Origin of the sequence: Serratia liquefaciens (assembly GCF_027594825.1) — a bacterium.
Taxonomy (GTDB): domain Bacteria; phylum Pseudomonadota; class Gammaproteobacteria; order Enterobacterales; family Enterobacteriaceae; genus Serratia; species Serratia liquefaciens_A.
In genome coordinates this window covers 3,841,880-3,866,208 of the sequence record NZ_CP088930.1, presented here as the reverse complement: position 1 = coordinate 3,866,208, position 24,329 = coordinate 3,841,880, and the positions used below count along the sequence as shown (strand labels likewise).

At 55.2% G+C, this 24,329-nt stretch carries 21 protein-coding genes, 2 tRNA genes and 3 rRNA genes; 2 read left to right on the top strand and 24 right to left on the bottom strand.

Translation table 11 applies throughout. The features are described from left to right. Window positions 1–8: 8 nt before the first annotated feature. Both LQ945_RS17675 and LQ945_RS17670 read right to left on the bottom strand, forming a co-directional pair. A complete protein-coding gene (locus tag LQ945_RS17675) occupies window positions 9–782 on the bottom strand; it encodes an endonuclease/exonuclease/phosphatase family protein (RefSeq protein ID WP_044548429.1) in 774 nt (257 codons plus the stop codon). A 264-nt stretch (window positions 783–1,046) separates the two neighbouring features. Continuing rightward, the gene (locus tag LQ945_RS17670) at window positions 1,047–2,222 is read right to left on the bottom strand and encodes an MFS transporter (protein WP_270101361.1); all 1,176 of its coding nucleotides are present in this window, start codon (window positions 2,220–2,222) and stop codon (window positions 1,047–1,049) included. A gap of 106 nt (window positions 2,223–2,328) precedes the next feature. On the opposite strand from LQ945_RS17670, the gene yafC reads away from it, so the two are divergent. Next, a complete protein-coding gene (yafC, locus tag LQ945_RS17665) occupies window positions 2,329–3,216 on the top strand; it encodes a DNA-binding transcriptional regulator YafC (RefSeq protein WP_270101360.1) in 888 nt (295 codons plus the stop codon). A gap of 42 nt (window positions 3,217–3,258) precedes the next feature. On the opposite strand, the gene dkgB is transcribed toward yafC, so the two are convergent. The 17 genes from dkgB to LQ945_RS17580 all read right to left on the bottom strand — a co-directional run bounded on the left by dkgB (window position 3,259) and on the right by LQ945_RS17580 (window position 17,740). After that, entirely contained in the window at window positions 3,259–4,062 is an 804-nt protein-coding gene (gene dkgB, locus LQ945_RS17660; protein ID WP_270101359.1) for a 2,5-didehydrogluconate reductase DkgB, read from the bottom strand. Window positions 4,063–4,202: 140 nt separating this feature from the next. Continuing rightward, on the bottom strand, window positions 4,203–5,432 hold the full coding sequence (locus LQ945_RS17655; protein WP_270101358.1) for a beta-ketoacyl-ACP synthase: 1,230 nt from the start codon (window positions 5,430–5,432) through the stop codon (window positions 4,203–4,205). Continuing rightward, window positions 5,429–6,160 (bottom strand): 3-ketoacyl-ACP reductase FabG2, encoded by a 732-nt coding sequence (locus LQ945_RS17650; protein WP_269936279.1) that lies wholly within the window; start codon window positions 6,158–6,160, stop codon window positions 5,429–5,431. Before LQ945_RS17650 ends, LQ945_RS17655 begins: the two co-directional genes overlap by 4 nt. After that, window positions 6,157–6,630 carry a hotdog family protein gene (locus LQ945_RS17645; RefSeq protein WP_270101357.1) on the bottom strand — a complete coding sequence of 158 codons (474 nt, stop codon included), beginning with the start codon at window positions 6,628–6,630 and terminating at the stop codon, window positions 6,157–6,159. Before LQ945_RS17645 ends, LQ945_RS17650 begins: the two co-directional genes overlap by 4 nt. Continuing rightward, window positions 6,627–7,796 (bottom strand): beta-ketoacyl-[acyl-carrier-protein] synthase family protein, encoded by a 1,170-nt coding sequence (locus LQ945_RS17640; protein WP_270101356.1) that lies wholly within the window; start codon window positions 7,794–7,796, stop codon window positions 6,627–6,629. Before LQ945_RS17640 ends, LQ945_RS17645 begins: the two co-directional genes overlap by 4 nt. Further along, complete coding sequence (locus tag LQ945_RS17635; RefSeq protein WP_270101355.1) at window positions 7,796–8,368, bottom strand: DUF3261 domain-containing protein; 573 nt, start codon at window positions 8,366–8,368, stop codon at window positions 7,796–7,798. Before LQ945_RS17635 ends, LQ945_RS17640 begins: the two co-directional genes overlap by 1 nt. After that, complete coding sequence (locus LQ945_RS17630) at window positions 8,368–10,671, bottom strand: MMPL family transporter (RefSeq protein WP_270101354.1); 2,304 nt, start codon at window positions 10,669–10,671, stop codon at window positions 8,368–8,370. Before LQ945_RS17630 ends, LQ945_RS17635 begins: the two co-directional genes overlap by 1 nt. Continuing rightward, window positions 10,661–11,266, bottom strand: coding sequence for a LolA family protein (locus tag LQ945_RS17625; protein ID WP_262242597.1), 606 nt, complete (start codon window positions 11,264–11,266; stop codon window positions 10,661–10,663). Before LQ945_RS17625 ends, LQ945_RS17630 begins: the two co-directional genes overlap by 11 nt. Then, window positions 11,263–11,691, bottom strand: coding sequence for an acyl-CoA thioesterase (locus tag LQ945_RS17620; protein WP_270101353.1), 429 nt, complete (start codon window positions 11,689–11,691; stop codon window positions 11,263–11,265). The genes LQ945_RS17625 and LQ945_RS17620 overlap by 4 nt, the downstream gene beginning before the upstream one ends. After that, window positions 11,688–13,406 (bottom strand): glycosyltransferase family 2 protein, encoded by a 1,719-nt coding sequence (locus LQ945_RS17615; protein ID WP_270101352.1) that lies wholly within the window; start codon window positions 13,404–13,406, stop codon window positions 11,688–11,690. The genes LQ945_RS17620 and LQ945_RS17615 overlap by 4 nt, the downstream gene beginning before the upstream one ends. After that, window positions 13,397–13,741: a 3-hydroxyacyl-ACP dehydratase FabZ family protein gene (locus tag LQ945_RS17610; protein WP_269936286.1), complete on the bottom strand. Its 345-nt coding sequence runs from the start codon at window positions 13,739–13,741 to the stop codon at window positions 13,397–13,399. The genes LQ945_RS17615 and LQ945_RS17610 overlap by 10 nt, the downstream gene beginning before the upstream one ends. Next, entirely contained in the window at window positions 13,738–15,111 is a 1,374-nt protein-coding gene (locus LQ945_RS17605) for an AMP-binding protein (RefSeq protein WP_269936287.1), read from the bottom strand. The genes LQ945_RS17610 and LQ945_RS17605 overlap by 4 nt, the downstream gene beginning before the upstream one ends. Continuing rightward, complete coding sequence (locus tag LQ945_RS17600) at window positions 15,078–15,659, bottom strand: hypothetical protein (protein ID WP_420136157.1); 582 nt, start codon at window positions 15,657–15,659, stop codon at window positions 15,078–15,080. The genes LQ945_RS17605 and LQ945_RS17600 overlap by 34 nt, the downstream gene beginning before the upstream one ends. 14 nt (window positions 15,660–15,673) lie before the next feature. Then, window positions 15,674–15,925, bottom strand: coding sequence for an acyl carrier protein (locus tag LQ945_RS17595; protein ID WP_012005336.1), 252 nt, complete (start codon window positions 15,923–15,925; stop codon window positions 15,674–15,676). 9 nt (window positions 15,926–15,934) lie between these two features. Continuing rightward, entirely contained in the window at window positions 15,935–16,195 is a 261-nt protein-coding gene (locus LQ945_RS17590; protein ID WP_044548404.1) for a phosphopantetheine-binding protein, read from the bottom strand. Between the two features lie 4 nt (window positions 16,196–16,199). After that, on the bottom strand, window positions 16,200–17,018 hold the full coding sequence (locus LQ945_RS17585; RefSeq protein ID WP_269936288.1) for a lysophospholipid acyltransferase family protein: 819 nt from the start codon (window positions 17,016–17,018) through the stop codon (window positions 16,200–16,202). After that, a complete protein-coding gene (locus tag LQ945_RS17580; protein ID WP_270101351.1) occupies window positions 17,018–17,740 on the bottom strand; it encodes a beta-ketoacyl synthase chain length factor in 723 nt (240 codons plus the stop codon). The genes LQ945_RS17585 and LQ945_RS17580 overlap by 1 nt, the downstream gene beginning before the upstream one ends. Before the next feature lie 284 nt (window positions 17,741–18,024). Between LQ945_RS17580 and LQ945_RS17575 the strand changes: the two genes are divergently transcribed. Next, complete coding sequence (locus LQ945_RS17575; protein WP_269936290.1) at window positions 18,025–18,414, top strand: hypothetical protein; 390 nt, start codon at window positions 18,025–18,027, stop codon at window positions 18,412–18,414. A 188-nt stretch (window positions 18,415–18,602) separates the two neighbouring features. Here the strand turns inward: LQ945_RS17575 and LQ945_RS17570 are convergent. From LQ945_RS17570 to LQ945_RS17550, 5 genes are all read right to left on the bottom strand, one after another. Further along, window positions 18,603–18,679 (bottom strand) — tRNA-Asp (locus LQ945_RS17570). A gap of 95 nt (window positions 18,680–18,774) precedes the next feature. After that, window positions 18,775–18,890 (bottom strand): 5S ribosomal RNA (gene rrf / locus LQ945_RS17565). Between the two features lie 98 nt (window positions 18,891–18,988). After that, window positions 18,989–21,898, bottom strand: a 23S ribosomal RNA gene (locus tag LQ945_RS17560). Between the two features lie 245 nt (window positions 21,899–22,143). Then, window positions 22,144–22,219 (bottom strand) — tRNA-Glu (locus tag LQ945_RS17555). A gap of 141 nt (window positions 22,220–22,360) precedes the next feature. Beyond that, window positions 22,361–23,903, bottom strand: a 16S ribosomal RNA gene (locus tag LQ945_RS17550). Together the 16S, 23S and 5S rRNA genes with 2 tRNA genes alongside form the textbook arrangement of a ribosomal RNA operon. Window positions 23,904–24,329 lie beyond the last annotated feature (426 nt).

Genomic DNA, 24,329 nt, shown 5'->3' with positions numbered 1-24,329 from the left:
GACGATAATCACCAGTGAGGTTTATCAGCCTCGGGATGAAACTCCACCAACAGCGGATTATGGTCGGACGCGCTGGTCACCAGCACCGAAGCCTCCGCCACGCCCATATTGCGATAAAACACAAAGTCCAGCGGTCGGCCAAAGGCTTTGCGACGATGATCGTCTGTGAAGTTTACCTCACGCAGCGCCATATCGCTGGCGAACTGGTACAACGCATTGATTCGTTTGCGGCTCCAGGCATTAAAATCCCCGGCCATGATCACCGGCCCATAGTGATTGGCAATCTGCTCACCAATCGGCCCCAGTTGCTTACTGTAAACGTCCACGCCCAGGCTGAAGTTCACCGCATGAATATTTACCACCATCAAAAGCTGGCCGTTAAACAACGGGTAGACGGTGATCAAGGCCGATTTGGCCAACCGCAGCAGCGGTTCACGCTCACGTAGCGGGCAGCAATACACCGGATGCGCCGCCGCGAGGGTCATCACGCCCGAAGGGTGTTGCGGCAAAACAAAGGCCGGCACCTGATCGGCAGCCAGATAGTTTGACGTGGCAAAGCTCACCAGTTCTGGCGTGGTTTGCGCTTCCTGCAGCAGGACCAGTTGCGCATCCTTGCCATAGTTTTTCAACACCGAGAGCCAGTCTGCCCGTTGCTGTTTAAAGATGTTCCACACCATCACTCGCAACGCGCCGGACGTAGGCAATGCAGCCCCAGGCGGCAGCGGTTGATTAATGGCGCCAGGGAAAATTCGCTCAACTGGCTGGCCTGCAACATACCTCATTGCATAAGTTCGTTTCGGCACGCTATTCGCCTATTTCCCATTAGGATGAAACTGGCGGTGACATTCCCGCCAACATTGAATCGATTATACGCCGGCCCTCACCTGACGGCATGGCTTTTACGGGGTATATCCTTTCCAGTTATAGGGGCGTGGTGCAGGGATTTCAATCTTCTGACAGTATATGTGTGTAAAGGTTAGCGATGGTCGATGATAAATGCGAAAAGGCCCGCAAAATGCGGGCCAGATAAGGGGAAAGAGTGGCGATCAAGCCCATTGCCGCTGATACTTCTTATCCAAACGCCCGCTAACCCCCACCAGCAGCAGAGCCACCAGCACGATCAGCGCGCCAATCCACGGCGTTTGCGCCAGGCCCAATGTGGATACGGTCTGGCCGCCGATGACTGAGCCCAGAGCAATACCTACGTTGAAGGCCGCGATGTTCAGACCGGAAGCAACATCCACCGCGTTCGGCGTGTATTGCTCGGCTTTCTGCACCACGTAAACCTGCAGCCCCGGTACGTTACCGAAGGCGAACACGCCCATCACAACCACCGTCATCAGCGCTGCGATGCTATGGCTGGCGGTGAACTGGAATACCAGCAGCAAAACGGCCAGCGCGGCAAAGATAAAGCTGAGGGCACGTACGGCACCATGGCGGTCCGCCAATTTTCCGCCCCAGATGTTGCCAATCGCTACCGCAATGCCGTAGGCCAGCAGGATCCAACTGACCGCGGGGGCGGAGAACCCCGCCAGTTCCTGCATCATCGGTGCCAGGAAGGTGAAGGTGGTGAATACGCCGCCGTAACCCAGCGCGGTGATTGCGTAAATCAGCAGCAGGCGCGGATGAGTCAGCACTTTAAACTGCTCGCCAATGCTGGCGCTGGCCTGATTTTTAATGCTGTTGGGTACCAGGATGACGCTGGCCACCGTGGCAATCACGCCAATAAGCGACACCGCCAGGAAGGTTTCACGCCAGCCAAAATGCTGGCCGATAAAGGTCCCCAAGGGTACCCCTGTCACCAACGCCACGGTCAGGCCACCGAACATGATGGCGATCGCCGAGGCGGCTTTCTCTTTCGCGACCAGGCTGGTGGCGATGGTAGAACCGATGGAGAAGAACACCCCGTGGGCCAGGCCGGTCAACAAACGGGCCACGACCAGCGACTCGTAGCTCGGCGACTGCCAGGCCAGCAGGTTGCCGAGGGTAAACAGCACCATCAGGCTGATCAGCAGCAGCTTGCGCGGTACACGGCCGGTTAAAGCCGTAAGTACCGGCGCGCCAATCGCCACGCCGATAGCATAAATGGTAACCAGCAGCCCGGCGGACGGTACTGTCACCCCCAGCTGTTCCGCGATGGTCGGGATGAGCCCGACTATCACAAACTCGGTGGTACCGATAGCAAAGGCACTGATGGTCAATGCAAGTAATGCGAGAGGCATCTTTTTTACTCCAAATAGCGTTCAGGTTGATGGCGACTATTATCGGCCCGTGCTTAAATGATAAAAATGCTCAAAATATCAAATGAATTTTGCCAATGGAGCAACAGTGAAAGCGAATTCCGATGAGTTGATTACTTTCGTGACCGTGGTGGAAAGCGGCAGTTTCAGCCGCGCGGCTGAACGACTTGATCAGGCCAACTCGGTGGTTAGCCGCACCGTCAAAAAGCTGGAAACCAAGCTCGGCGTTACGCTGCTCAACCGCACGACGCGTCAGATCAGCCTGACGCAGGAAGGGGAAAACTATTTCCGCCAGGTGCAGAAGGTACTGAGTGATATGGCCGCGGCGGAGAATGCGCTGATGGAAAGCCGTCAGCGTCCACAGGGGCTATTGCGCGTCGATGCTGCTACGCCAGTCGTGCTGCACGTATTAACGCCGCTGGTGGCGGAATTTCGGGCCTTGTATCCGGAAATGTCGCTGTCACTGGTGTCGTCAGAGAACTTTATTAATCTGATCGAGCGTAAGGTGGATATTGCCATCCGCGTCGGTGAGTTGACCGACTCCAGCCTGAAGGCACGCAAACTGATGACCAGCTATCGACGCGTGCTGGCCTCCCCCGCCTATTTGGCACAATACGGCATGCCGCAAAAGGTGGAGGACTTGGCGCAACACTGCTGCATCGGTTTTAACGATCTGCCCAGTTTGAACCGCTGGCCGCTGGCTTGTGCCGATGGTCGCCAATTGGAAATCACCCCAGGCCTGACCACCAACAGTGGTGAAACTCAGCGTCATCTGTGCCTGCATGGCAACGGCATTGCCTGCCTGTCCGATTTTATGATTAGCGCAGACATCGAGCGCGGCGATCTGGTGCCTGTTTTGGTGGAGGAAACGCTGCCGGTCGCCATGCCAGTCAATGCGGTGTACTACAGCGACAGCGCCGTCAGCAACCGTCTGCGTAGCTTTATCGACTTTCTCAGCAAACATCTGGGGCAATAAAAAAGGCGCCCGTCTGGGCGCCCTGATGCAGAGGTACGAAAATTAATCCCAGTTCGGCGCCAGGCCTTCCGGGCTGACCAAACGGCCATTGTTTTCCAGCTTGGCGATCTCCGCCATTTCCTCACGGGTCAACGTCAGTTTCTGAGCCAACAGATTGCTCGCCAGGTTTTCACGTTGGGTCGATGATGGGATCACCGCGTAACCCAGCTGCAGCGCCCAGGCCAGAATAACCTGCGCCGGGGTGGCATTGCGACGTGACGCAATCGCCTTGATGGTCTCATCCTTCAGCGCCTGGCCATAGGCCAGCGTCATGTAGGAAGTGATGGCAATGCCATGCTGCTGGGCAAACTCCACCACTTTACGGTTCTGCAGGTAGGGCGAAAGCTCAATCTGATTTGTGGCGATCTGCTCTGCCCCAACGGCGTCAATCGCTTGCTGCATCAGATCCAGAGTGAAGTTGGAAACGCCAATCTGGCGCGTCAGTCCTAGTTTTTTCGCCTCCAGTAGCTCGGCCATAAACTCGGCAACAGGAACTTCGTCGTTCGGCGAAGGCCAGTGAATCAGGGTCAGATCAACATAGCCGGTTTGCAACTTGTTCAGGCTCTCTTGCAGGCTCGGGATCAGCTTGCCTTTCGCCAAATTGGCGATCCAGATCTTGGTGGTGATAAACAGCTCTTCACGCGGTACGCCGCTGGCGGCAATCGCCTGCCCCACCGCCGCTTCGTTTTCATAGATTTGCGCCGTATCGATCGCGCGGTATCCCAGCTCGAGTGCCGTAGTGACCGAGTCGATCACCACCTGATCCTGGAGACGGAAGGTGCCTAAACCAAATGCAGGGATGCTCATAATTTTATTCTCTCATTAGGATGTTGAAGCGATATGGGAGGATTATGGCAACTGTTTTGTTGATCAAAAACGCCCTATTGCGCATAAGACTTTTGATTAGATAGCAACAATTGCCGGAGAAAACCTCCGGCAATGCAAGATTACGCCCAGCGGCGCAGGATCAGTGAAGTATTGATGCCGCCGAAAGCGAAATTATTCGACTGCACAAACTCAGTATCAATCTGGCGGTAACCGCCCATGATGTAATCCAGATCGCCACAGGCGCTGTCCGGTTCGCTCAGGTTAATGGTAGGGGCGAAGCTGCCTTCGCGCATCATCTCCAACGTCATCCAGGCTTCCAACGCACCGCAGGCGCCCAACGTATGGCCAAAATAACTTTTCAGCGAGGAGATCGGCGTTCGATTGCCGAAAATCGCCGCCGTTGCCTGACTTTCAGCGATATCGCCACGATCGGTCGCCGTGCCGTGGGCGCTGATGTAGCCGATATCGCCGGTGGTCAGCCCAGAAGCCTTCAGCGCCTGCTGCATGCAAATCTGCATGGTTTCCTGCTGCGGTTGGGTGATGTGTGCCGCATCGCAGTTGGTGGCGAAGCTGATAACCTCACCGTAGATGGTCGCCCCCCGTGCCAGGGCATGTTCCAGCGACTCCAGGATCAGCGTGCCTGCCCCTTCGCCAATCACCAACCCATCACGCTGACGATCAAACGGACGTGGCGAAAACTCGGGGCGATGGTTCTGCTGGCTGGTTGCAAACAGCGTGTCGAACACCGCCGCCTCCGAAGGGCACAGCTCTTCGGCGCCGCCGGCCACCATCACCGTCTGATAACCGTGGCGGATGCTCTCATAGGCATAACCAATCGCCTGACTGCCGGAAGTGCAGGCACTGGACGTTGGGATCACCCGGCCCCGCAGGCCGAAGAACAGGCCAGTGTTTACCGCCGCGGTGTGAGGCATCATCTGCACATAGGTGGTGCCGGTGATATTGCCGGTGTGCTTTTCGGTGAGCATGGTGGCAAATTCGCTGACCGGCTTGGTGCTGCCGGTCGAAGAACCGTAGGCGATGCCGGTCTCACCGTTGGTCAGCACCGTTTCACCCAGCAGCCCGGCCTGTTCTAGCGCCAGCTCCGTCGCCCGGGTAGCCAACAGTGAAACGCGGCCCATGGAACGAATACGCTTGCGCGTATAGTGATCCGGCAGCACGAAATTCTCGATCGGGGCGCCAAGATGGGTATTCAGTCCCTGATATTCTTCCCATTGCGTCATGTAACGCACCGCATTCTTGCCCTGCTTCAACCGGCTGGACACCTCTGCCCAGCTATTGCCGAACGCCGTAACGCCCGCCATGCCGGTGACGACCACTCGTTGCGTCATACCATTCCTCCATTAATGGAAATGACCTGCCGCGTTACATAGCCGGCGATATCGGACATCAGGTAGCTGGCCAACCCGGCCACCTCTTCTGCCGATCCCATACGCTTGAGCGGGATAGCCCGCATCGCTTCATCCAGCGCGGCCGGCTCGATGTCGATCATGCCGGTGTCGATCAAACCTGGGGCGATGCAGTTAACGGTAATTTTGCGTTTCGCCAGTTCGATAGCCAATGCTTTACAGGCACCGATCACTCCTGCCTTGGCCGCACTGTAGTTTACCTGCCCACGGTTGCCCATAACGCCCGACACCGACGACAGCGCGATGATACGCCCGCCTTTGCGCAGGCCAATCATTGGCATGACACAGGGGTGAAGCACATTGTAAAAACTGTCGAGATTGGTATGGATCACCCCATCCCAATCCTCGTCGCTCAGCGCCGGGAAAGCGCCGTCGCGGGTGATCCCCGCATTATTCACCACGCCGTAGTACGCACCGTGGGTTTCAATATCCTGCTCCAACGTCTCACGGCACTGAATGCGGTTGCTGATATCAAACTGCATCAATCGCCCTTGCCCGCCGGCACTGACAATTTGCTGCAAGGTGTGTTCTGCCCCGGTCTTATCGCTGTGGTAGTGAACTACAATCAAAAAGCCATCCGCAGCCAGGCGGCAGGCGATGGCCTGACCGATCCCTTTACTGGCGCCGGTGACTAAAACGGAACGCATCATGCGTCTCCCCTTAAGGTCGTCAATTGAATAATTTCTTGTTGATCAGGTTGATAGGTGTTCAACCTGCCCTGTGCGATCGGCACATTATCGATACTGATTTCACACTCAAAACTGGCTAACTTCTCGTCTTTCAACAACTGCTGCACGCTAACCACCAACTCGCTGCCGGCAGGAAAAGCGGGCAACGCACAGTGAATGGCCCGCCCGCCAAGCAACATGCCAAGCTGCGGCGGCTTGGCACTCTGGCGACCGTGCCAGCCACTCCAAACCCCAATTGCCTGCGCCATCAGCTCAATCCCGTACCAACCCGACAGCGCCCCCTGCTCGTCGAGAAACGGCGCCAGCACGCTATTCGTACTGACCTTGACTGCGCAGCGTGCATGCTCTTCACCCACTTCCAGCACCTGTTCCAGCAGCACCATCGGTGAGGCATGAGGTAAGTAATATTCTGCCGTCCGGTAAGCGTTCATGGAGCATCTCCCAACAACAGGCAGGCATTGTTGCCGCCGAAGGCAAATGAATTGGAGAGGATAGCGCGCGATCCCAATGCCTGGGGCTTGCACACCAGACCGATCGGTGCCAGTTCGGCATCGCGGGGGACGGTTCTGAAATCTTGCTGCGGCAGTGGCAACGGGTGCGTCAACAACAGCCAGCTCAACGCGGCTTCCACTGCCCCGGCGGCACCCAGCGTGTGCCCGGTAAGGTGCTTGGTCGAACTGCACGGTGTCCGTTCGCCAAACAGGCGGTTCACCACCAGGGCTTCAACCTGATCGTTAAGTCGTGTAGCGGTGCCGTGCAAATTAATATAACCGATTTGTTCGGCGCTCAAGCCGGCCTGCCGCAACGCCATGGCCATGGCCCGTTCGGCACCTTCTCCTGCAGGATGTGGCGCCGACATGTGCCAGGCATCGGAAGATTCGCCAACGCCCAACAACGCCACCGGCGCAGGTTCCCGCGTCAACAGCATCAGCGCCGCCGCCTCACCGATATTAATCCCGCTGCGTTTTGCGGCAAACGGCGTGCAGCGCTCCGCAGACAGTGACTCCAGGCTGTGGAAACCGTTAATCGGCATTTGGCACAGGCTGTCGGCCCCGCCCACAATCGCTGCGTCCACCAACCCGGCTTCAATCAGACGTTTACCGCTGATAATGGCCCGCGCGCTGGACGAACAGGCCGTCGACAGGGTATAGGCCGGACCGCGGGTCGCGAGAAAGGCGCTGAGAAACTGGCTCGGATCGCCCAGTTCCTGCTGGTGATAATGGTAGCCCGGAGGCCACTGCCCCGCCAGATACTGTTGCAGCGCCAGTTCGCCTTCGTGGATCCCGGAAGTGCTGGTGCCCATAATCACCGCGACGCGATCGGCGCCGTAGCGGGTAATGGCCTCGCGCACCGACGTCTCGATCTGTGCCAAAGCGGCCAACAGCAGGCGATTATTGCGGGAGTTATGCCGCTTGAGCGGCTCGGGGATCGCCGGTAACTCCCCCTGTACGTTGCCAAACCAGGATGGCGCACCGCCGATCAGCCACTGCGTCTGCTGCTGCATGCCGGGCGAAATACCTCGCGCCAGATTTTGCGCGATTTGCGGCAGATCGTTGCCCAGTGCGTTCACCATCCCTACGGCGGAGAAATAGATCATTATTCGCTCCCCAGCGTTTGAATGGTTATGCGGTAATGGAAGGCTGATTGAGCGATCGACACCGGCTCTCGCGTCCCGCCTACCTGCTGATAACGGATTTCATTGATCACCGCCCCACGCTCGTCATACAAGCGACGCACCAGCGCCTGATCTTCCAGCCGCCACCCTGCTGGCAGCAAGGGTTGCCAGTCCTTCACCGGCCAGTAGCTCAACATGATATCCGCCAACACCTGGCTGGCTGGCGGCAGTTCCCCCACCTTGATCAATTGTTCGGTGTGGATCCCCTGACGATCGTAGGTCAGGTTAAACAGGCGGATACCGAGCGGTGACATGCCCACCAGTTGCAAGCGCTGACCGTCTGCATTGAGCAGCACCAGCATCGAGTGCTGCTGCCCTTTGACTTCGGCGGTCAGCAACTGTTGCTGATTAATCGGCTGAGCCAGCACAGGGGGAGGTAACGTCACCTGCGTACCGGGTTTTAGCCACGCCTGCGGCAGCGTCGGATCCTGCTTACCGGCGCAGCCGGCCAGCACGACAATCCACATTAACAGCACCCTTCGTAAGCCACGCATCAGGCTTTTCCTCTTTTTCTTTTTGTTGCTAACGTCAGCGGTGCCAATAAAAATGCCACGGCAATTCCGCTGCTCAATACGATACCAAAGCTGCTGATGGCCTGAGTGTGGCTCAGTACCAGCATGCCGAACGTCAGTTGGGTAGTGAATACCGCCATAAAAATGGCGAACATCGAGGTGGTCGGTGTGCCCCGGGGATTGGTAAAGAACAACGTATAGTTAATGCCGATCCCCAAAACCAGCACCAGCGCCAACAGCGAAAACAGATTCAGCGTATGGCCACTCAGTGCCAATACCGCAATACCGCTACCCAGTGACAACAGCGTCGGCACCATGCAGCGCAAGCCATGACGCAGGCCAAAACGCCACAGGTAAATCAGCGCAATCGCTGCAACCGACAATGCCAACAAATATGATAGATACAGGCGATATTGACCAAACAGCTCACTGAACTCGGTTTTCCGATCGATCCAACCGGTGCCGGGAACCTGCTCCGCCAGTGTCTTCATCATCGCACTGTTCTTCACGCCGTTAACGGGCACCAGCGCTGCACTGCGTCCATCGGGCAACGTCAACCACAGCAGACGCCAACCTTCGCTCACCACGCTGGCCAGCCACTGCTGCGGGCTCACCCATTCAGGCGTTAAATCTGGTGTACTCAGCGCCAACTCTGCCTGCTGCAGATTGTTCATCACCTGCGGCGCCACGCGCTGCAATAAAGCGATGTTTTCTTGTTGGCGCTGGAGAGAAGGCAGAGGCAACAGGCGATAATCCGCCAGCACGCCTTGCCGTTTGGCCTCAGCCAGTTTGGGTTGCAACAACTCGATGCGTTGCAACAGCTGCTCGGCATTGGCGCCGTAGACCACCAGCCACTTCTGATCGTTATGTTGACCCGTCAGTGCAGCGATACGCTGCTCTTGCTGCTGCAACGCCGCAGGTAGTGCCTGCAGTTGGCCAATGTCGTCATCTACCTTTAACTGGCTGAACCCCGCGACCACCAGCAACAGCACCGCACCGGGCAACCCATAACGCAACGGTGGCCGATGGCGCCAGGCATGCAGCCAATTCAGGATCAGCGTTAATCCCGGCGCTGGGCGTACCGGCAGCCGTCGCGACAATTGTGGGTACCAGCAAATAACGGTAATGCAGGCGGCACTCAATCCGGCAGCGGCGAATACTGCCAACTGCTGCAGACCGGGGAACGGCGCAATCAACAGCGCCAGATAGGCCACTACGGTGGTCAGCAACGCCATCGACAATGCCGGCAACAGCTTTTGCAAACTGGCTAATGGCGCCGACTGCCGACCATGCACCATACGTTCCGTCAGGAAATAGAGCGTGTAGTCAGCCGAAATGCCGACGATGCTGATGCTCAGCACCAGCGTCATCAAATGTATTTCACCAAAGGCCAACAGCGTAGCGACGGTGCCGGCCAGAGCGCCAATACCCACCGACAGCGCGCACAACAACAGCGGCAAAGGTGAGCGGAACATGAACAACACCAGTAAAAACACGCCCGCCACCGACGCCAGGCCAATCGTTGAAATATCCTTTTCGGCCTGTTGGCTGGCGTAGTTGCTGTAAAACAACGTGCCGCGGTTGAGCACTTCGGCTCCCGGCCAGCGCTGCAGCTGTTGCTGCAGCGCTGTCAGTTTATCTACCGTTCGCCGGGCACTGCTGATGTCATAGGATGATGCGCTAAGCTCGGCGTGCAACAAATACCAGCTGCGTCCCTGCGCATCACGCGCCACCAGCCAACCCTTGGACAGGCTCAGCAAGCCGCCGTTCTGTTGCTGCGCCAACTGTGAAGCGCGTACCAGCATCAGCGGATCGTTCGCCAGCTCTTTGCCGCTGACGCCGGCGAAAGCAGAATAGAGTTGGCCGAGGATCCACTGGCTCTGCGCTTCCGCACCCTGCTGCAAACGTTGCCGGGTGGCATCATCCAGCAGCACATTGCGATGCTGGTAGAAAAAACGCCCCCACTGCTGCTGACGTTGTGCATCCATAGGCCCGCCAACCTGCTGCAGCTCAGGCATCTGACGTAGCTGCTGCCACCACCAATCCACTGCGGCGTTGTCCGCCCCCGGCGGCGGGCTGACCAGCCACATCAGTTGACGATCCAGGCGGCGGCTGAAGCCGTCGGCCAATTCATCCGGCACGCCAACCAGTTGCTGTTTCGGCAATAACGCCAGGACGCTGCTGTTGATCTGACTGCGCGGCAACAGCCAGTACAAGGCCGCGATCAGCAGCAGGCAAATCGCCAGCCAGCCAAACGCCAGCCGCCGATGCAGTTCAGGACGCAAAACGCTGTTGCTCCTCGTCAGTCAGCGCCTGCGGCACCGTACGTTGATTAAAGAAGCGAATATGGGTGGCGTCACTTTGCATGTCATCAATATCAATGGTGTCCAGGAACTGTTCGCCGTTGAGGGTGATGCGCTTGAACAGTTTGTCGAGCGGCGTGGTTTTCGGCGTCAGCACCAGCCGCCAGCGGCTATGCCCCAAATCGGTGAACTGCAGAGCAAAGTTTTGTTCCAGCGCCTGGCTGTCGGCATGAAACAGCGCGGTCAGCAGGTGATTGAACTGGAACATCTGCGGGTTGTTGTCCGCCGTTACCACCTGCGGTGGCTGGCCAGCCAGGGTTTGCACCATGCGTTTATCATCCAGCAACAGGGTCAGCGGGAAAGGTTTCTGTTGCGCCCACCACAATCCTTTCTGCTGGGAAATCAACAGCTCGCCGCTGGACTTCAGCGGTTTTGCCATGCCGCTGATACTGCGCTGCTGCTCAAACTCGGCGCGCAGCACCGGCTGTTGGCTAAATCGCTGTTGCAACTCCGGCAGCGTTACCGCCTGCACGCCCAGACTGAAGAAGGTCACAACAGCCAGCATCCAAAATTTCATTGTGCCCCCTCGATGTTATCCAGCAGTACCTGCGGCGAGACAAAGCACATTTCTTTGCTGTCGGCGTCCACCGCGACCTGAATAGTATGGCCGCGGGTGGTGGTTATTCCGCTCTCTGCATCCAGAATGCGGTAGCCAATGCGCAGGCGGTTTTCATACTCTTCCAGCTCTGCACAAACGATGATGCGCTGTTCAAACAGGACTGGCGCAATGTATTTCACCCGCGTATCTACGATCGGCCAGACATAGCCCGACGCCTGCATCTGCCGGTACCCATAATTGAACTGTTTGAGCAAGGCTTCGCGGGCGATCTCGAAATAACGGAAGTAGTTGCCGTGCCAGACCACGCCCATGGCATCGGTATCATGGAAAGGGATGGCGATTTCAACCCTGACGGAGAATCGCGGATTGTCTTTTAGCTTCATGTCTCAGGCCCCTGTTGCGTTGGCGGCGGTGCCGCCAACTGCCAGAAATCGAAAAAATTAAACCAGTCGAGCGGCGCCAGCAGGCAATAATGCTCCAGCCGGGCGGCATAGCGGTCCACCGCATCCTGCAACGCCTGTTGGCGCTGCTGCCGGGGTAATGACAGCGGATCGGCAAACGGTTCGAAATAAACGTTCAGATACCCCTGCTGTTTGAGGCCGAACATCAGGTACACCGGACAACGCAGCGCAGCGGCCAGAACAAAAGGCCCCTGCGGGAAGGGCGCCGGTTGACCAAGGAAGCGGCTCCACACCACCCTCGGTTGTTCACCACGCTGATGTTTTCCGGCCGACGTGCGATCGCCAACGATCGCCACCCACTCGCCGGCGTCGAGTTTGTCCTGCAGACGCATGGCGGTTTCAGGCCCCAACGACGTCACGGGGATCAGGTTAAGATTGGCGCGAGGATTCACCTCTTTCATTATCTGGTTGAAACGTTCGGCATGTTCGGTAAATACCAGGGCATTCACCTTGACGCCAGAGTCCAACTCACCCAAAGCGCGGCAGGACTCGATATCTCCCAGATGCGACGCCAGGATCAGCGTACCTTTGCCGGAAGCGATCTGCCGTTCACAGGCCGCGGAATCTACCAGCCGAACGTCACGAAGTTCACCACGCCAGCTCGCCAGCTTGTCGAGCATCGCATCGCCAAAACGCATAAAGTGCCGAAAGCTGCTGAGCGGCGTGGGTAAAGGTTGTTGCCGACCACGGGCAAACTGCTGCAAACGTTGCAGATAATCACGCGAAGCTTCTCGTTGGGCACGCCCGGTCAGCCAGAAATAGCCGATCACCGGGTACAGCAGCCATTGGAAAGCCCGGCGGCCAAACACTCGGTAAACCTGAAGCATAAGTCGGATCCCCCACAACCCATGACGCTCCTGAGTTGTCGACCAATGCTGTGCTTTCTTCACCTGTTGGCGCTGACGCAGTAAGCGCGGAATGCGGGGCAACATGCCGAAAAACAATCGGGTGTGCATCCAGGAAATGCGCAAGTTATCGCGCAGCGCATCGAAATGCGAAACGCCATCGACAGGATAAGTGACGCGTGTCGGCAAGAAACGGCTTTGCACCCCCTGCCAATACAGCCGAACCATCACTTCGGTATCGAAATCCATGCGTTTGCCAAGCGGTTGGCGTGCCGTCAACGCCAGCGTCGGTGCCACCGGGTAGACACGAAAACCGCACATACTGTCCTTTAAGGACAGCGACAGGGTTTCGATCCACACCCAGACATGAGTGACGTAGCGACCATACAGGCGAGCTTTGGGTACCGAGCTGTCATAGACTGGCCTGCCGGAAATCAGACAATCCGGGTGTGCGCGTGCTTCTGCAATCATTGCCGGTATATCACTAAGTTGATGCTGACCGTCGGCATCCACCTGCAAAGCATGGCTGTAGCCCTGTCTCTGAGCCCACTGCAGGCCAGCGATGACCGCAGCACCCTTCCCCTGGTTTTTTTCCAACCGCAACAGGCTAACCCAGGGCAGTTCGGCGGCCAGCCGCTGTAGCGTTTCGGCGGTGGCAGCGGCGCTGCCGTCGTCCACCACCAGGCAAGGCAGGCCATAGCCAGCCAGCGATGTCAGCACCGCTGCCATCATCTGCCCGTGATTGAAACAAGGGATAAGAAGACAGGGGGAGAAAGGAGCGCTTACTGACATAACGAGATCTTGCCGCTGCTGGCGGTCGCCTCACCGACTTGATAACTGAACAACAGCTTGTGCCGTTCCGGTTGCCATTCAAGCTGCAGCAACACCCTCTGCCCCGGCAGTAACGGTTGTTGAAACTTGACCACCTCGATCCCTTTGAATCCGGCCTCGATAGCCAGCAGCTGACGGGCATACTGCATGACCCAGTTCAGTTGCGTAACCCCCGGCAGGATCGGATGTTGCGGAAAGTGGCCGCGAAACCAAAACAGTTCAGCGGACAAATGCAGCTGCAGGCTGGCATGGGTGGCATCGCTCACCTGCTGTTGCAGCACCTCAGGTTGCATCATAAGAACAGCTCCTGTAGCTCAGCATAGGCGCGCTTGCCCTGCGGATTAAGCGGAATGGCGTCGATAATGCGCCAACTGCGCGGCAGAGCCACCGGCTCAAGCCAGTCTCGCAGCGCCTGATGCAGTTCACGGGTAAAAGCCCCTTCGGACAAGGTTTGTCGGCGGGACTCGCCGTACGGAGATAGCACGACAACCGCCACCAACAGTGTGCGCCCTCTTTGCTGCTGCGTTAGAACGGCAGCATCGGCGACCTCCGGCAGGGCCATCAGGCGACGTTCCACCTCGGTTAACGACAACCGTTTCTCTTCCAGCTTGATAATACGGTCGGCGCGGCCATTTAACTGGAATTGTCGACCATCCGGCGCCAGTTCGATAATGTCGCTCAGCAATGTTTTACCCGTATCAGGTATCAAGGGCGACTCAACCTCAACCTGGTTGTCTGCATCCAGCCTTAACCTGACGCAAGCAAACGGTTGCCACAGGGCGATGTCCCGGTTTTGCCTGCGCCAGGCCAGTGAACCGGTTTCCGTGGTACCGTAGATTTCCAGTGGCAATACCCCCAGCATTTGCCGGGCAAGCCGTGCTTCCACCTCGGATAACGGGCCGCCGGCGGAAAAAACCTCAACGCACTCGGCCAGCGTCAAACGATTATCCAGGCGCTTGAGCCATGCCGGGCTGCTGACAAACACTAAACGCCGGCCCTGATGTCGGGCAATCAACTGCTCTTGGTATTGCGTCAACTGCGCATCAAACGGCAGACCAAAAGCCAGCGGCAGAAACAGCCGGAAGCTAAGGCCATACATATGCTGATGGGATACCGATGCAACGACGCAGCACCCTCGTAAGGCTTCACCAAAAGCGGCTGCCAACAGTTCGCTTTCATGGTCCATGCAGGCGACGGATTTGCACACCGCCTGCGGTTGGCCGGTCGAGCCGGAAGTGTAAAGAATAAAACGAGGATCCTCAGGCCAGGCGGGCAGCGCGATATCCTCACCGCCGCCTTCGCGCACCGCCAAAACGGGCACGCCGGGATTGAGAGGCAAATCGGTCAGCAGCGCATCGTAATCCGCTCGTTGCTCTTTGAGGATAGCTTCTCGCTGGTGACCAAAAATCACCGGTAGCCTGCCGGCATACAACGACGCCAGCAAGGCGACGGCAAAGCGATAGCTATCATCAAAGCACAGCGCCCAGCGACGTTCTTCCCTGCTAGTCAGTACTGCGGTCAATGTGGCAACGTCACGGCGAAATTGGCCGAGACAGAATATCTGATCGCCACGCCAGGCGATCGGCGCCGAATCATCGCGCTGCGTGCTGAGCCAGCGGTTCATTGGCAAACTCAGGCGTGCCGGATCCTTTTCCTGACTATCCATTCAATACCCATTAATGCCCCCATCAGCAGATAGCTGATGCCGCCGTTATACAGCGTCCAGAGTGTGATATCACCGGACAGACAGGTTGCCAGCGCTATCGCACCGTTAACAATAAAGAACCCGCACCACACCTGAGTCACCCGGCGAGTATAAGCAATGCCGGCAGCGTCCAACTGCGGTTCCGTTATCCGGGCCAATCGCTCCACCACCGTAGGCGGCGCAAACAGCGAATAGGCAAACAGCAGCAGCAGTATTGCGTTGACCAACACCGGGTAATACAGCAGCCAGTGGCTCTGTTTTAACGCCCAACTGGCGAGCGCCAGCAAGATGCCCACCATGGCCAAGGCTTTCCCCAGCCACATCTGTTGGCGCAGTTTTCCGCGCAACATCAGCAAGCGCAAGCTAAAGACACCCACCAACAGCGGTGCCAGGAGAGCGGTTCCCCAATGCGTCAGGCCGACCCAAACCGCCAGCGGATACAGCAACAGCACCAGCCAGACTGCGCCCTGCAGCAACCGCAACAACGGGGTCAGAAAACGACTCTCCACCTTGGCCCGCAGCCTTAGCTGTCTGACTTCAGCAGTTCATCAATGGCGTCAACTACGTCTTGTACGGTTCGCACCGACTTGAACATTTCCGGCTTGATCTTTTTGCCGGTCGTTTTCTGCAGGTGCACCACCAGGTCCACCGCATCGATGCTGTCTAGCTCCAGCTCTTCGTACAAACGCGACTCTGGCTTGATGTCATCGGCATCCAGCTCGAACAGTTTGACCAGCAGCGCCTGAATTTGCAGGTAAATTTCTTGCTTATCCATGAAAACCCCTTATTGGCTACGCTGTGCAGAAACAAACTTCGCCAGCGTTTCCACGGAATAAAAGTGTTGGCGCATATCCTGGCTTTCAGCCGACAGCACCACGCCGTAACGGTTCTTTAAAGCCAGCCCCAGCTCCAATGCATCAATGGAGTCCAGACCCAGTCCATCACCAAACAGCGGCGCTTCGGCGTCAATCTCCTCCGGTGTCATACCTTCAAGATTGAGCGTATCAATGATCAATTGCTTGATTTCGGTGCTCAATAAATTCATTACGCTATTTCTCATTATTTATAGGTTCTGACTGTAAAGCGTCAGTTAAATGCTGGGTTAATCTTCTTGCCGCAAGGGCGGGCGAAACATCATTTGCATGAATGAATGCGCGGGTGTCGATCTTATCCTGAACGGTGATCCGGAACTGCGGTTTTACCGCCGGGATCTTATACCATTTACCCTGCTTCGTCAGCATGGGGGGCTGGCAGTGGATATGCACAATACGGATGCTACACTGACTACGCAGCGCAATATTGGCCGCTCCTCGCTGCAGCGCAAGAGCCTTGCCTGGTGTGGTGCGGGTGCCCTCCGGGAAGATTAAGATTGTCCCCCCTGCAGCCAGTCTTTGTCCGCACTGTTCCAACAATATATCCGACTGTGCATTGGCCAGATACCCGGCGGCCTTGATCACTCCGCTGACAAACACATTGCTCAGCAAAGCCTCTTTCACTATGCAGTCGCAACGTGGCATTTGCGAAGCCAATAACACGTAATCCAACAGGCTGGGATGATTGGCGATCACCAAACAACCGCGATCTTCGCGAAAGCGCTCCGCATTGTCGAAATGGTAGTCCAGTACGCCGAAAAACCTCGTGGTAGCCAGGAAGAAACGGAAACTGTGACGGATAGAACTTTGTGTCAGTTGATTGCGACGAGCAGGATCTCGCACTATCAGGCGCATAAAATTAAACCAGACACCGGACAGCAACAGACCGCCCAGGCCAAACAGCGAGAAACAAAACCCCGTAGCTATAACCCGCCAACAACGGTTAAACCATGAGGATTGTTCCGGCGTACTTTCCGCAGGCATCGCCTTTTCCATCAGCGCTCCCACACCCAACCGTGCCGCTGACCGGGGACAGTGAATGCATCATCAACGCCAAGCCAACCCCGCAAGAATGCCAGACTCTGAGGCTCCTGACGGTTAGCCTGAATCTGCGCCGACTCAGCAACCTTGCAGTGTAACGAGCCACCGTTTTCCAGCAACAGGGCGACGGCATAAGGGAATGTATTTTTTGGCGCGAAAGGCCGATAGACATCCGGTACGGTACCGTCGAAATCAATTAATAACACCCGTTGCGCACTGCCCGTAGCTAACAAGGCCTGAGCCTCTATCATGCCCTGCTGAAAACTGTCTTCGCCAGCAGCCAACGAGGTAGTCGGCAAGGTGTTCTTCGCTATAATCGTTAACCATCCCGCTGCCGTATTATGCACCGACATGGCAAAATCCGTTGGCGATAGCGGCTGTTCCTGATGCAGATGTTGAAGGATCTTGTGCGTCCTCTCCAACTCACCATGCCGACTGGTGAAGATCGCCATATCTGCCTGGTGGTCCTTCAATAAGATCAGTCCGCTCTCTACTGCCAAACGCGCTCCGGCGCTCATTCGGCGCAGCGACATCATGGGGATATGAGAACAGGCAGGCAACGAGCCCTGATAATCGGAGGCGAGAAAGTCATCTGATGCCCATTGATGCCATGCTTCACGCGTTCCACGATCGGGAGCCATTGCCCACCAACTGAGTATATTCATGTCGCCCGCCATTAATGGTATTACCGGTCAGAAAAATTCCGTGGCTAAATCTATTATATTTAATCCTGGATTGCATTCCCAAAATTCCTATTTTTAGCTGAAATACTCGATTAAACGATTAGGGTTATTTATCGACATAACGTCGTGAGACTTGAGCGCAGAGGGAATTATCACGATGAAAAGCAGCAATATTTGTCGAAAATCTCCCGGAGGAGTATCTTATTGAAGGTAAGCATACATAACATCTCATGTATGAATATTACACATCTTAATAACGAACACTCATGGAAAAGAGTATGAAACCTTTAAAACTCATTTTAACTGGTGTATTCGCAGCGATTTTGGTCAGTGGTTGTGCAGGCACAGCGCCAGTAAAAAACGTCAGTCAAAACGTTGCTGGTAGTCACAGTAATGCTCAGGTGCGTCAGGCCATTCTCGCCGCCGGCTTGAATCGTGGTTGGATCATGAACCCCGTCAATGACGGTGTGATCGATGGCAAGATCTTACTGCGTGGCCATAGCGCCGATATTCGTATCAATTACAATTCGAATAGTTATCAGATTAAGTATATTGCCAGCAGTAATATGGATGCCAAAGACGGAAATATTCACCCGAATTATAATCGTTGGGTCGCCAACCTGGATAAAGATATTCAGCTGGAACTGACCCGCCAGAATATTAAATAACAATAAAGAAAGAGATTGCCCGGCGAGAATAATATTGCCGGGTATATTATCCTTTATATTAGCGTTTAATTAAGATAATTATTTATCAAAGCATATTTTCACCGCATAAATCACGCAGCGATCGGCATTTCCTTGAATTTTGCATATGAAAAAGCCCTGAGTCAGAGACTCAGGGCTTATCAAATAAGTGGCGGAACGGACGGGGCTCGAACCCGCGACCCCCTGCGTGACAGGCAGGTATTCTAACCAACTGAACTACCGCTCCACCGATTCTTTTACGTCACATCTTTCGATGTCGGCAAAACCGCGCTTGGCGATCCTGCTCATTACCAGTTGTCAGGCTGATAACGTTTAATTGATGCCTGGCAGTGTCCTACTCTCGCATGGGGAGACCCCACACTACCATCGGCGCTACGGCGTTTCACTTCTGAGTTCGGCATGGGGTCAGGTGGGACCACCGCGCTATTGCCGCCAGGCAAATTCTGTTTCATTCTAACCGCTACTCACGTAGCCATCAGAACCAATCTCGGAACTTCGCTGAAAATCTGTCTCTCTAAAACACCTTTGGTGTTGTAAGGTTAAGCCTCACGGATCATTAGTACTGGTTAGCTCAATGCATCGCTGCACTTACACACCCAGCCTATCAACGTCTTAGTCTTAAACGTTCCTTCAGGGGCCTTAAAGGCCCAGGGAAGACTCATCTCGAGGCAAGTTTCGCGCTTAGATGCTTTCAGCGCTTATCTTTTCCGCACTTAGCTACCGGGCAGTGCCATTGGCATGACAACCCGAACACCAGTGGTGCGTTCACTCCGGTCCTCTCGTACTAGGAGCAACCCCTCTCAATCTTCCAACGCCCACGGCAGATAGGGACCGAACTGTCTCACGACGTTCTAAACCCAGCTCGCGTACCACTTTAAATGGCGAACAGCCATACCCTTGGGACCTACTTCAGCCCCAGGATGTGATGAGCCGACATCGAGGTGCCAAACACCGCCGTCGATATGAACTCTTGGGCGGTATCAGCCTGTTATCCCCGGAGTACCTTTTATCCGTTGAGCGATGGCCCTTCCATTCAGAACCACCGGATCACTAAGACCTACTTTCGTACCTGCTCGAGCCGTCACTCTCGCAGTCAAGCTAGCTTATGCCTTTGCACTAACCTCACGATGTCCGACCGTGATTAGCTAACCTTCGTGCTCCTCCGTTACTCTTTGGGAGGAGACCGCCCCAGTCAAACTACCCACCAGACACTGTCCTCACCCCGGATTACGGGGCCGAGTTAGAACATCAAACATTAAAGGGTGGTATTTCAAGGTTGGCTCCACGCAGACTGGCGTCCACGCTTCAAAGCCTCCCACCTATCCTACACATCAAGGCTCAATGTTCAGTGTCAAGCTATAGTAAAGGTTCACGGGGTCTTTCCGTCTTGCCGCGGGTACACTGCATCTTCACAGCGAGTTCAATTTCACTGAGTCTCGGGTGGAGACAGCCTGGCCATCATTACGCCATTCGTGCAGGTCGGAACTTACCCGACAAGGAATTTCGCTACCTTAGGACCGTTATAGTTACGGCCGCCGTTTACTGGGGCTTCGATCAAGAGCTTCGCCTTGCGGCTGACCCCATCAATTAACCTTCCAGCACCGGGCAGGCGTCACACCGTATACGTCCACTTTCGTGTTTGCACAGTGCTGTGTTTTTATTAAACAGTTGCAGCCAGCTGGTATCTGCGACTGGCTTCAGCTCCGAGAGCAAGTCTCTTCACCTACGCGCCAGCGTGCCTTCTCCCGAAGTTACGGCACCATTTTGCCTAGTTCCTTCACCCGAGTTCTCTCAAGCGCCTTGGTATTCTCTACCTGACCACCTGTGTCGGTTTGGGGTACGATTCTGTGTTACCTGATGCTTAGAGGCTTTTCCTGGAAGCTTGGCATCAACTACTTCTGCACCGTAGTGCATCGTCATCACGCCTCAGGGTTGAATAAGTCACCGGATTTACCAGGTCACTCCCCCTACACGCTTAAACCGGGACAACCGTCGCCCGGCTAGCCTAGCCTTCTCCGTCCCCCCTTCGCAGTAACACCGAGTACAGGAATATTAACCTGTTTCCCATCGACTACGCCTTTCGGCCTCGCCTTAGGGGTCGACTCACCCTGCCCCGATTAACGTTGGACAGGAACCCTTGGTCTTCCGGCGAGCGGGTTTTTCACCCGCTTTATCGTTACTTATGTCAGCATTCGCACTTCTGATACCTCCAGCAACCCTCACAGGTCACCTTCAACGGCTTACAGAACGCTCCCCTACCCAACAACGCCTAAGCGTCGCTGCCGCAGCTTCGGTGCATGGTTTAGCCCCGTTACATCTTCCGCGCAGGCCGACTCGACCAGTGAGCTATTACGCTTTCTTTAAATGATGGCTGCTTCTAAGCCAACATCCTGGCTGTCTATGCCTTCCCACATCGTTTCCCACTTAACCATGACTTTGGGACCTTAGCTGGCGGTCTGGGTTGTTTCCCTCTTCACGACGGACGTTAGCACCCGCCGTGTGTCTCCCGTGATAACATTCTTCGGTATTCGGAGTTTGCATCGGTTTGGTAAGCCGGGATGGCCCCCTAGCCGAAACAGTGCTCTACCCCCGAAGATGAGTTCACGAGGCGCTACCTAAATAGCTTTCGGGGAGAACCAGCTATCTCCCGGTTTGATTGGCCTTTCACCCCCAGCCACAAGTCATCCGCTAATTTTTCAACATTAGTCGGTTCGGTCCTCCAGTTAGTGTTACCCAACCTTCAACCTGCCCATGGCTAGATCACCGGGTTTCGGGTCTATACCTTGCAACTATTCGCCCAGTTAAGACTCGGTTTCCCTACGGCTCCCCTATACGGTTAACCTTGCTACAAAATATAAGTCGCTGACCCATTATACAAAAGGTACGCAGTCACCCAACAAAGTAGGCTCCCACTGCTTGTACGTACACGGTTTCAGGTTCTATTTCACTCCCCTCGCCGGGGTTCTTTTCGCCTTTCCCTCACGGTACTGGTTCACTATCGGTCAGTCAGGAGTATTTAGCCTTGGAGGATGGTCCCCCCATATTCAGACAGGATGTCACGTGTCCCGCCCTACTCATCGAACTCACAATTAATGCATTTTAGTGTACGGGACTATCACCCTTTACTGTGCGACTTTCCAGACGCTTCCACTAACACAAGAACTGATTCAGGTTCTGGGCTCCTCCCCGTTCGCTCGCCGCTACTGGGGGAATCTCGGTTGATTTCTTTTCCTCGGGGTACTTAGATGTTTCAGTTCCCCCGGTTCGCCTCATACGACTATGTATTCATCGTATGATAGTGCAACGAATTGCACTGGGTTTCCCCATTCGGGTATCGCCGGTTATAACGGTTCATATCACCTTACCGACGCTTATCGCAGATTAGCACGCCCTTCATCGCCTCTGACTGCCTAGGCATCCACCGTGTACGCTTAGTCACTTAACCTCACAACCCGAAGGTGTTTCTGTAAACAGAAAACACTGTCGTGCTGTTTATTTGAGAGACTCTATGACAGGTTAATCCTTACCCCAATAGTTCTACGGAGGGATAAGTTTCAGCTGTCATGTTTCAATTTTCAGCTTGTTCCAGATTGTTAAAGAGCAATATCTTAAACACGACTCGCAAGAGTCATCTTTAAGATGTTTTCGGTTATTGCTAACCGGTGATAATGTCTTTCACTCATTATCGGATGGCGTCCCCAAGGGGATTCGAACCCCTGTTACAGCCGTGAAAGGGCAGTGTCCTAGGCCTCTAGACGATGGGGACACAAAATCCGATTAAACCAGGGTTTAACCGTTTCTCGTATCAGCATGAGTCAGTGACTCATTACATCAACAGGTAGCGCTTTGCTCGTTACTTTTCATCAGACAATCTGTGTGAGCACTTCACGCAATCAATATCATTAGGTAAGGAGGTGATCCAACCGCAGGTTCCCCTACGGTTACCTTGTTACGACTTCACCCCAGTCATGAATCACAAAGTGGTAAGCGCCCTCCCGAAGGTTAAGCTACCTACTTCTTTTGCAACCCACTCCCATGGTGTGACGGGCGGTGTGTACAAGGCCCGGGAACGTATTCACCGTAGCATTCTGATCTACGATTACTAGCGATTCCGACTTCACGGAGTCGAGTTGCAGACTCCGATCCGGACTACGACGTACTTTATGAGGTCCGCTTGCTCTCGCGAGTTCGCTTCTCTTTGTATACGCCATTGTAGCACGTGTGTAGCCCTACTCGTAAGGGCCATGATGACTTGACGTCATCCCCACCTTCCTCCGGTTTATCACCGGCAGTCTCCTTTGAGTTCCCGCCATTACGCGCTGGCAACAAAGGATAAGGGTTGCGCTCGTTGCGGGACTTAACCCAACATTTCACAACACGAGCTGACGACAGCCATGCAGCACCTGTCTCAGAGTTCCCGAAGGCACTAAGCTATCTCTAGCGAATTCTCTGGATGTCAAGAGTAGGTAAGGTTCTTCGCGTTGCATCGAATTAAACCACATGCTCCACCGCTTGTGCGGGCCCCCGTCAATTCATTTGAGTTTTAACCTTGCGGCCGTACTCCCCAGGCGGTCGACTTAACGCGTTAGCTCCGGAAGCCACGCCTCAAGGGCACAACCTCCAAGTCGACATCGTTTACAGCGTGGACTACCAGGGTATCTAATCCTGTTTGCTCCCCACGCTTTCGCACCTGAGCGTCAGTCTTTGTCCAGGGGGCCGCCTTCGCCACCGGTATTCCTCCAGATCTCTACGCATTTCACCGCTACACCTGGAATTCTACCCCCCTCTACAAGACTCTAGCTTGCCAGTTTCAAATGCAGTTCCCACGTTAAGCGCGGGGATTTCACATCTGACTTAACAAACCGCCTGCGTGCGCTTTACGCCCAGTAATTCCGATTAACGCTTGCACCCTCCGTATTACCGCGGCTGCTGGCACGGAGTTAGCCGGTGCTTCTTCTGCGAGTAACGTCAATGCACAGTGCTATTAACACTGAACCCTTCCTCCTCGCTGAAAGTGCTTTACAACCCGAAGGCCTTCTTCACACACGCGGCATGGCTGCATCAGGCTTGCGCCCATTGTGCAATATTCCCCACTGCTGCCTCCCGTAGGAGTCTGGACCGTGTCTCAGTTCCAGTGTGGCTGGTCATCCTCTCAGACCAGCTAGGGATCGTCGCCTAGGTGAGCCATTACCCCACCTACTAGCTAATCCCATCTGGGCACATCTGATGGCATGAGGCCCGAAGGTCCCCCACTTTGGTCCGAAGACGTTATGCGGTATTAGCTACCGTTTCCAGTAGTTATCCCCCTCCATCAGGCAGTTTCCCAGACATTACTCACCCGTCCGCCGCTCGTCACCCGGAGAGCAAGCTCTCCTGTGCTACCGCTCGACTTGCATGTGTTAGGCCTGCCGCCAGCGTTCAATCTGAGCCATGATCAAACTCTTCAATTAAAAGCTTGATTTGCTTCAACTCGTGAAGCGATGCTCGAAAATTAACTTTCGTAATAATCAGACCGTTGACGAATCAACCGACTGACTTATTGCTTGGTCACTCTTCAAGACTTGATATTTTTTCGAACCCGAAGGTTCTGGATATCGTCTTGTGGAGTGCCCACACAGATTGTCTGATAAATTGTTAAAGAGCAGTGAGTTAGGTTGCTAACTCGAGGTGGCGTATATTACGCTTTTCACCTGAAGAGTCAAGCTTTTTTCTTATTAAGAAACGGTGTTTTCACCGGCTTGAATCTTTCTGGCTGGGCGACTGGTTCTCGTTAGAGGAGTCGTTGTTCCCGGTCAGTGGAGGCGCATTATAGGGAGTTCTCAGAAGGCCGCAACCCCTAAATGCAAAAAACTTTTCAAGCGCTCAAATAACCACCA

Coding starts and splice junctions, on each gene's coding strand:
- LQ945_RS17585 (WP_269936288.1), bottom strand. CDS start 17,018: ATGGAAAAGGCGATGCCTGCGGAAAGTACGCCGGAACAATCCTCATGG.
- LQ945_RS17635 (WP_270101355.1), bottom strand. CDS start 8,368: ATGCGTGGCTTACGAAGGGTGCTGTTAATGTGGATTGTCGTGCTGGCC.
- LQ945_RS17610 (WP_269936286.1), bottom strand. CDS start 13,741: ATGATGCAACCTGAGGTGCTGCAACAGCAGGTGAGCGATGCCACCCAT.
- LQ945_RS17615 (WP_270101352.1), bottom strand. CDS start 13,406: ATGTCAGTAAGCGCTCCTTTCTCCCCCTGTCTTCTTATCCCTTGTTTC.
- LQ945_RS17650 (WP_269936279.1), bottom strand. CDS start 6,160: ATGATGCGTTCCGTTTTAGTCACCGGCGCCAGTAAAGGGATCGGTCAG.
- LQ945_RS17640 (WP_270101356.1), bottom strand. CDS start 7,796: ATGATCTATTTCTCCGCCGTAGGGATGGTGAACGCACTGGGCAACGAT.
- LQ945_RS17590 (WP_044548404.1), bottom strand. CDS start 16,195: ATGAATTTATTGAGCACCGAAATCAAGCAATTGATCATTGATACGCTC.
- LQ945_RS17595 (WP_012005336.1), bottom strand. CDS start 15,925: ATGGATAAGCAAGAAATTTACCTGCAAATTCAGGCGCTGCTGGTCAAA.
- dkgB (WP_270101359.1), bottom strand. CDS start 4,062: ATGAGCATCCCTGCATTTGGTTTAGGCACCTTCCGTCTCCAGGATCAG.
- LQ945_RS17670 (WP_270101361.1), bottom strand. CDS start 2,222: ATGCCTCTCGCATTACTTGCATTGACCATCAGTGCCTTTGCTATCGGT.
- LQ945_RS17675 (WP_044548429.1), bottom strand. CDS start 782: ATGAGGTATGTTGCAGGCCAGCCAGTTGAGCGAATTTTCCCTGGCGCC.
- LQ945_RS17655 (WP_270101358.1), bottom strand. CDS start 5,432: ATGACGCAACGAGTGGTCGTCACCGGCATGGCGGGCGTTACGGCGTTC.
- LQ945_RS17645 (WP_270101357.1), bottom strand. CDS start 6,630: ATGAACGCTTACCGGACGGCAGAATATTACTTACCTCATGCCTCACCG.
- LQ945_RS17575 (WP_269936290.1), top strand. CDS start 18,025: ATGAAACCTTTAAAACTCATTTTAACTGGTGTATTCGCAGCGATTTTG.
- LQ945_RS17620 (WP_270101353.1), bottom strand. CDS start 11,691: ATGAAGCTAAAAGACAATCCGCGATTCTCCGTCAGGGTTGAAATCGCC.
- LQ945_RS17625 (WP_262242597.1), bottom strand. CDS start 11,266: ATGAAATTTTGGATGCTGGCTGTTGTGACCTTCTTCAGTCTGGGCGTG.
- LQ945_RS17605 (WP_269936287.1), bottom strand. CDS start 15,111: ATGGATAGTCAGGAAAAGGATCCGGCACGCCTGAGTTTGCCAATGAAC.
- LQ945_RS17580 (WP_270101351.1), bottom strand. CDS start 17,740: ATGGCGGGCGACATGAATATACTCAGTTGGTGGGCAATGGCTCCCGAT.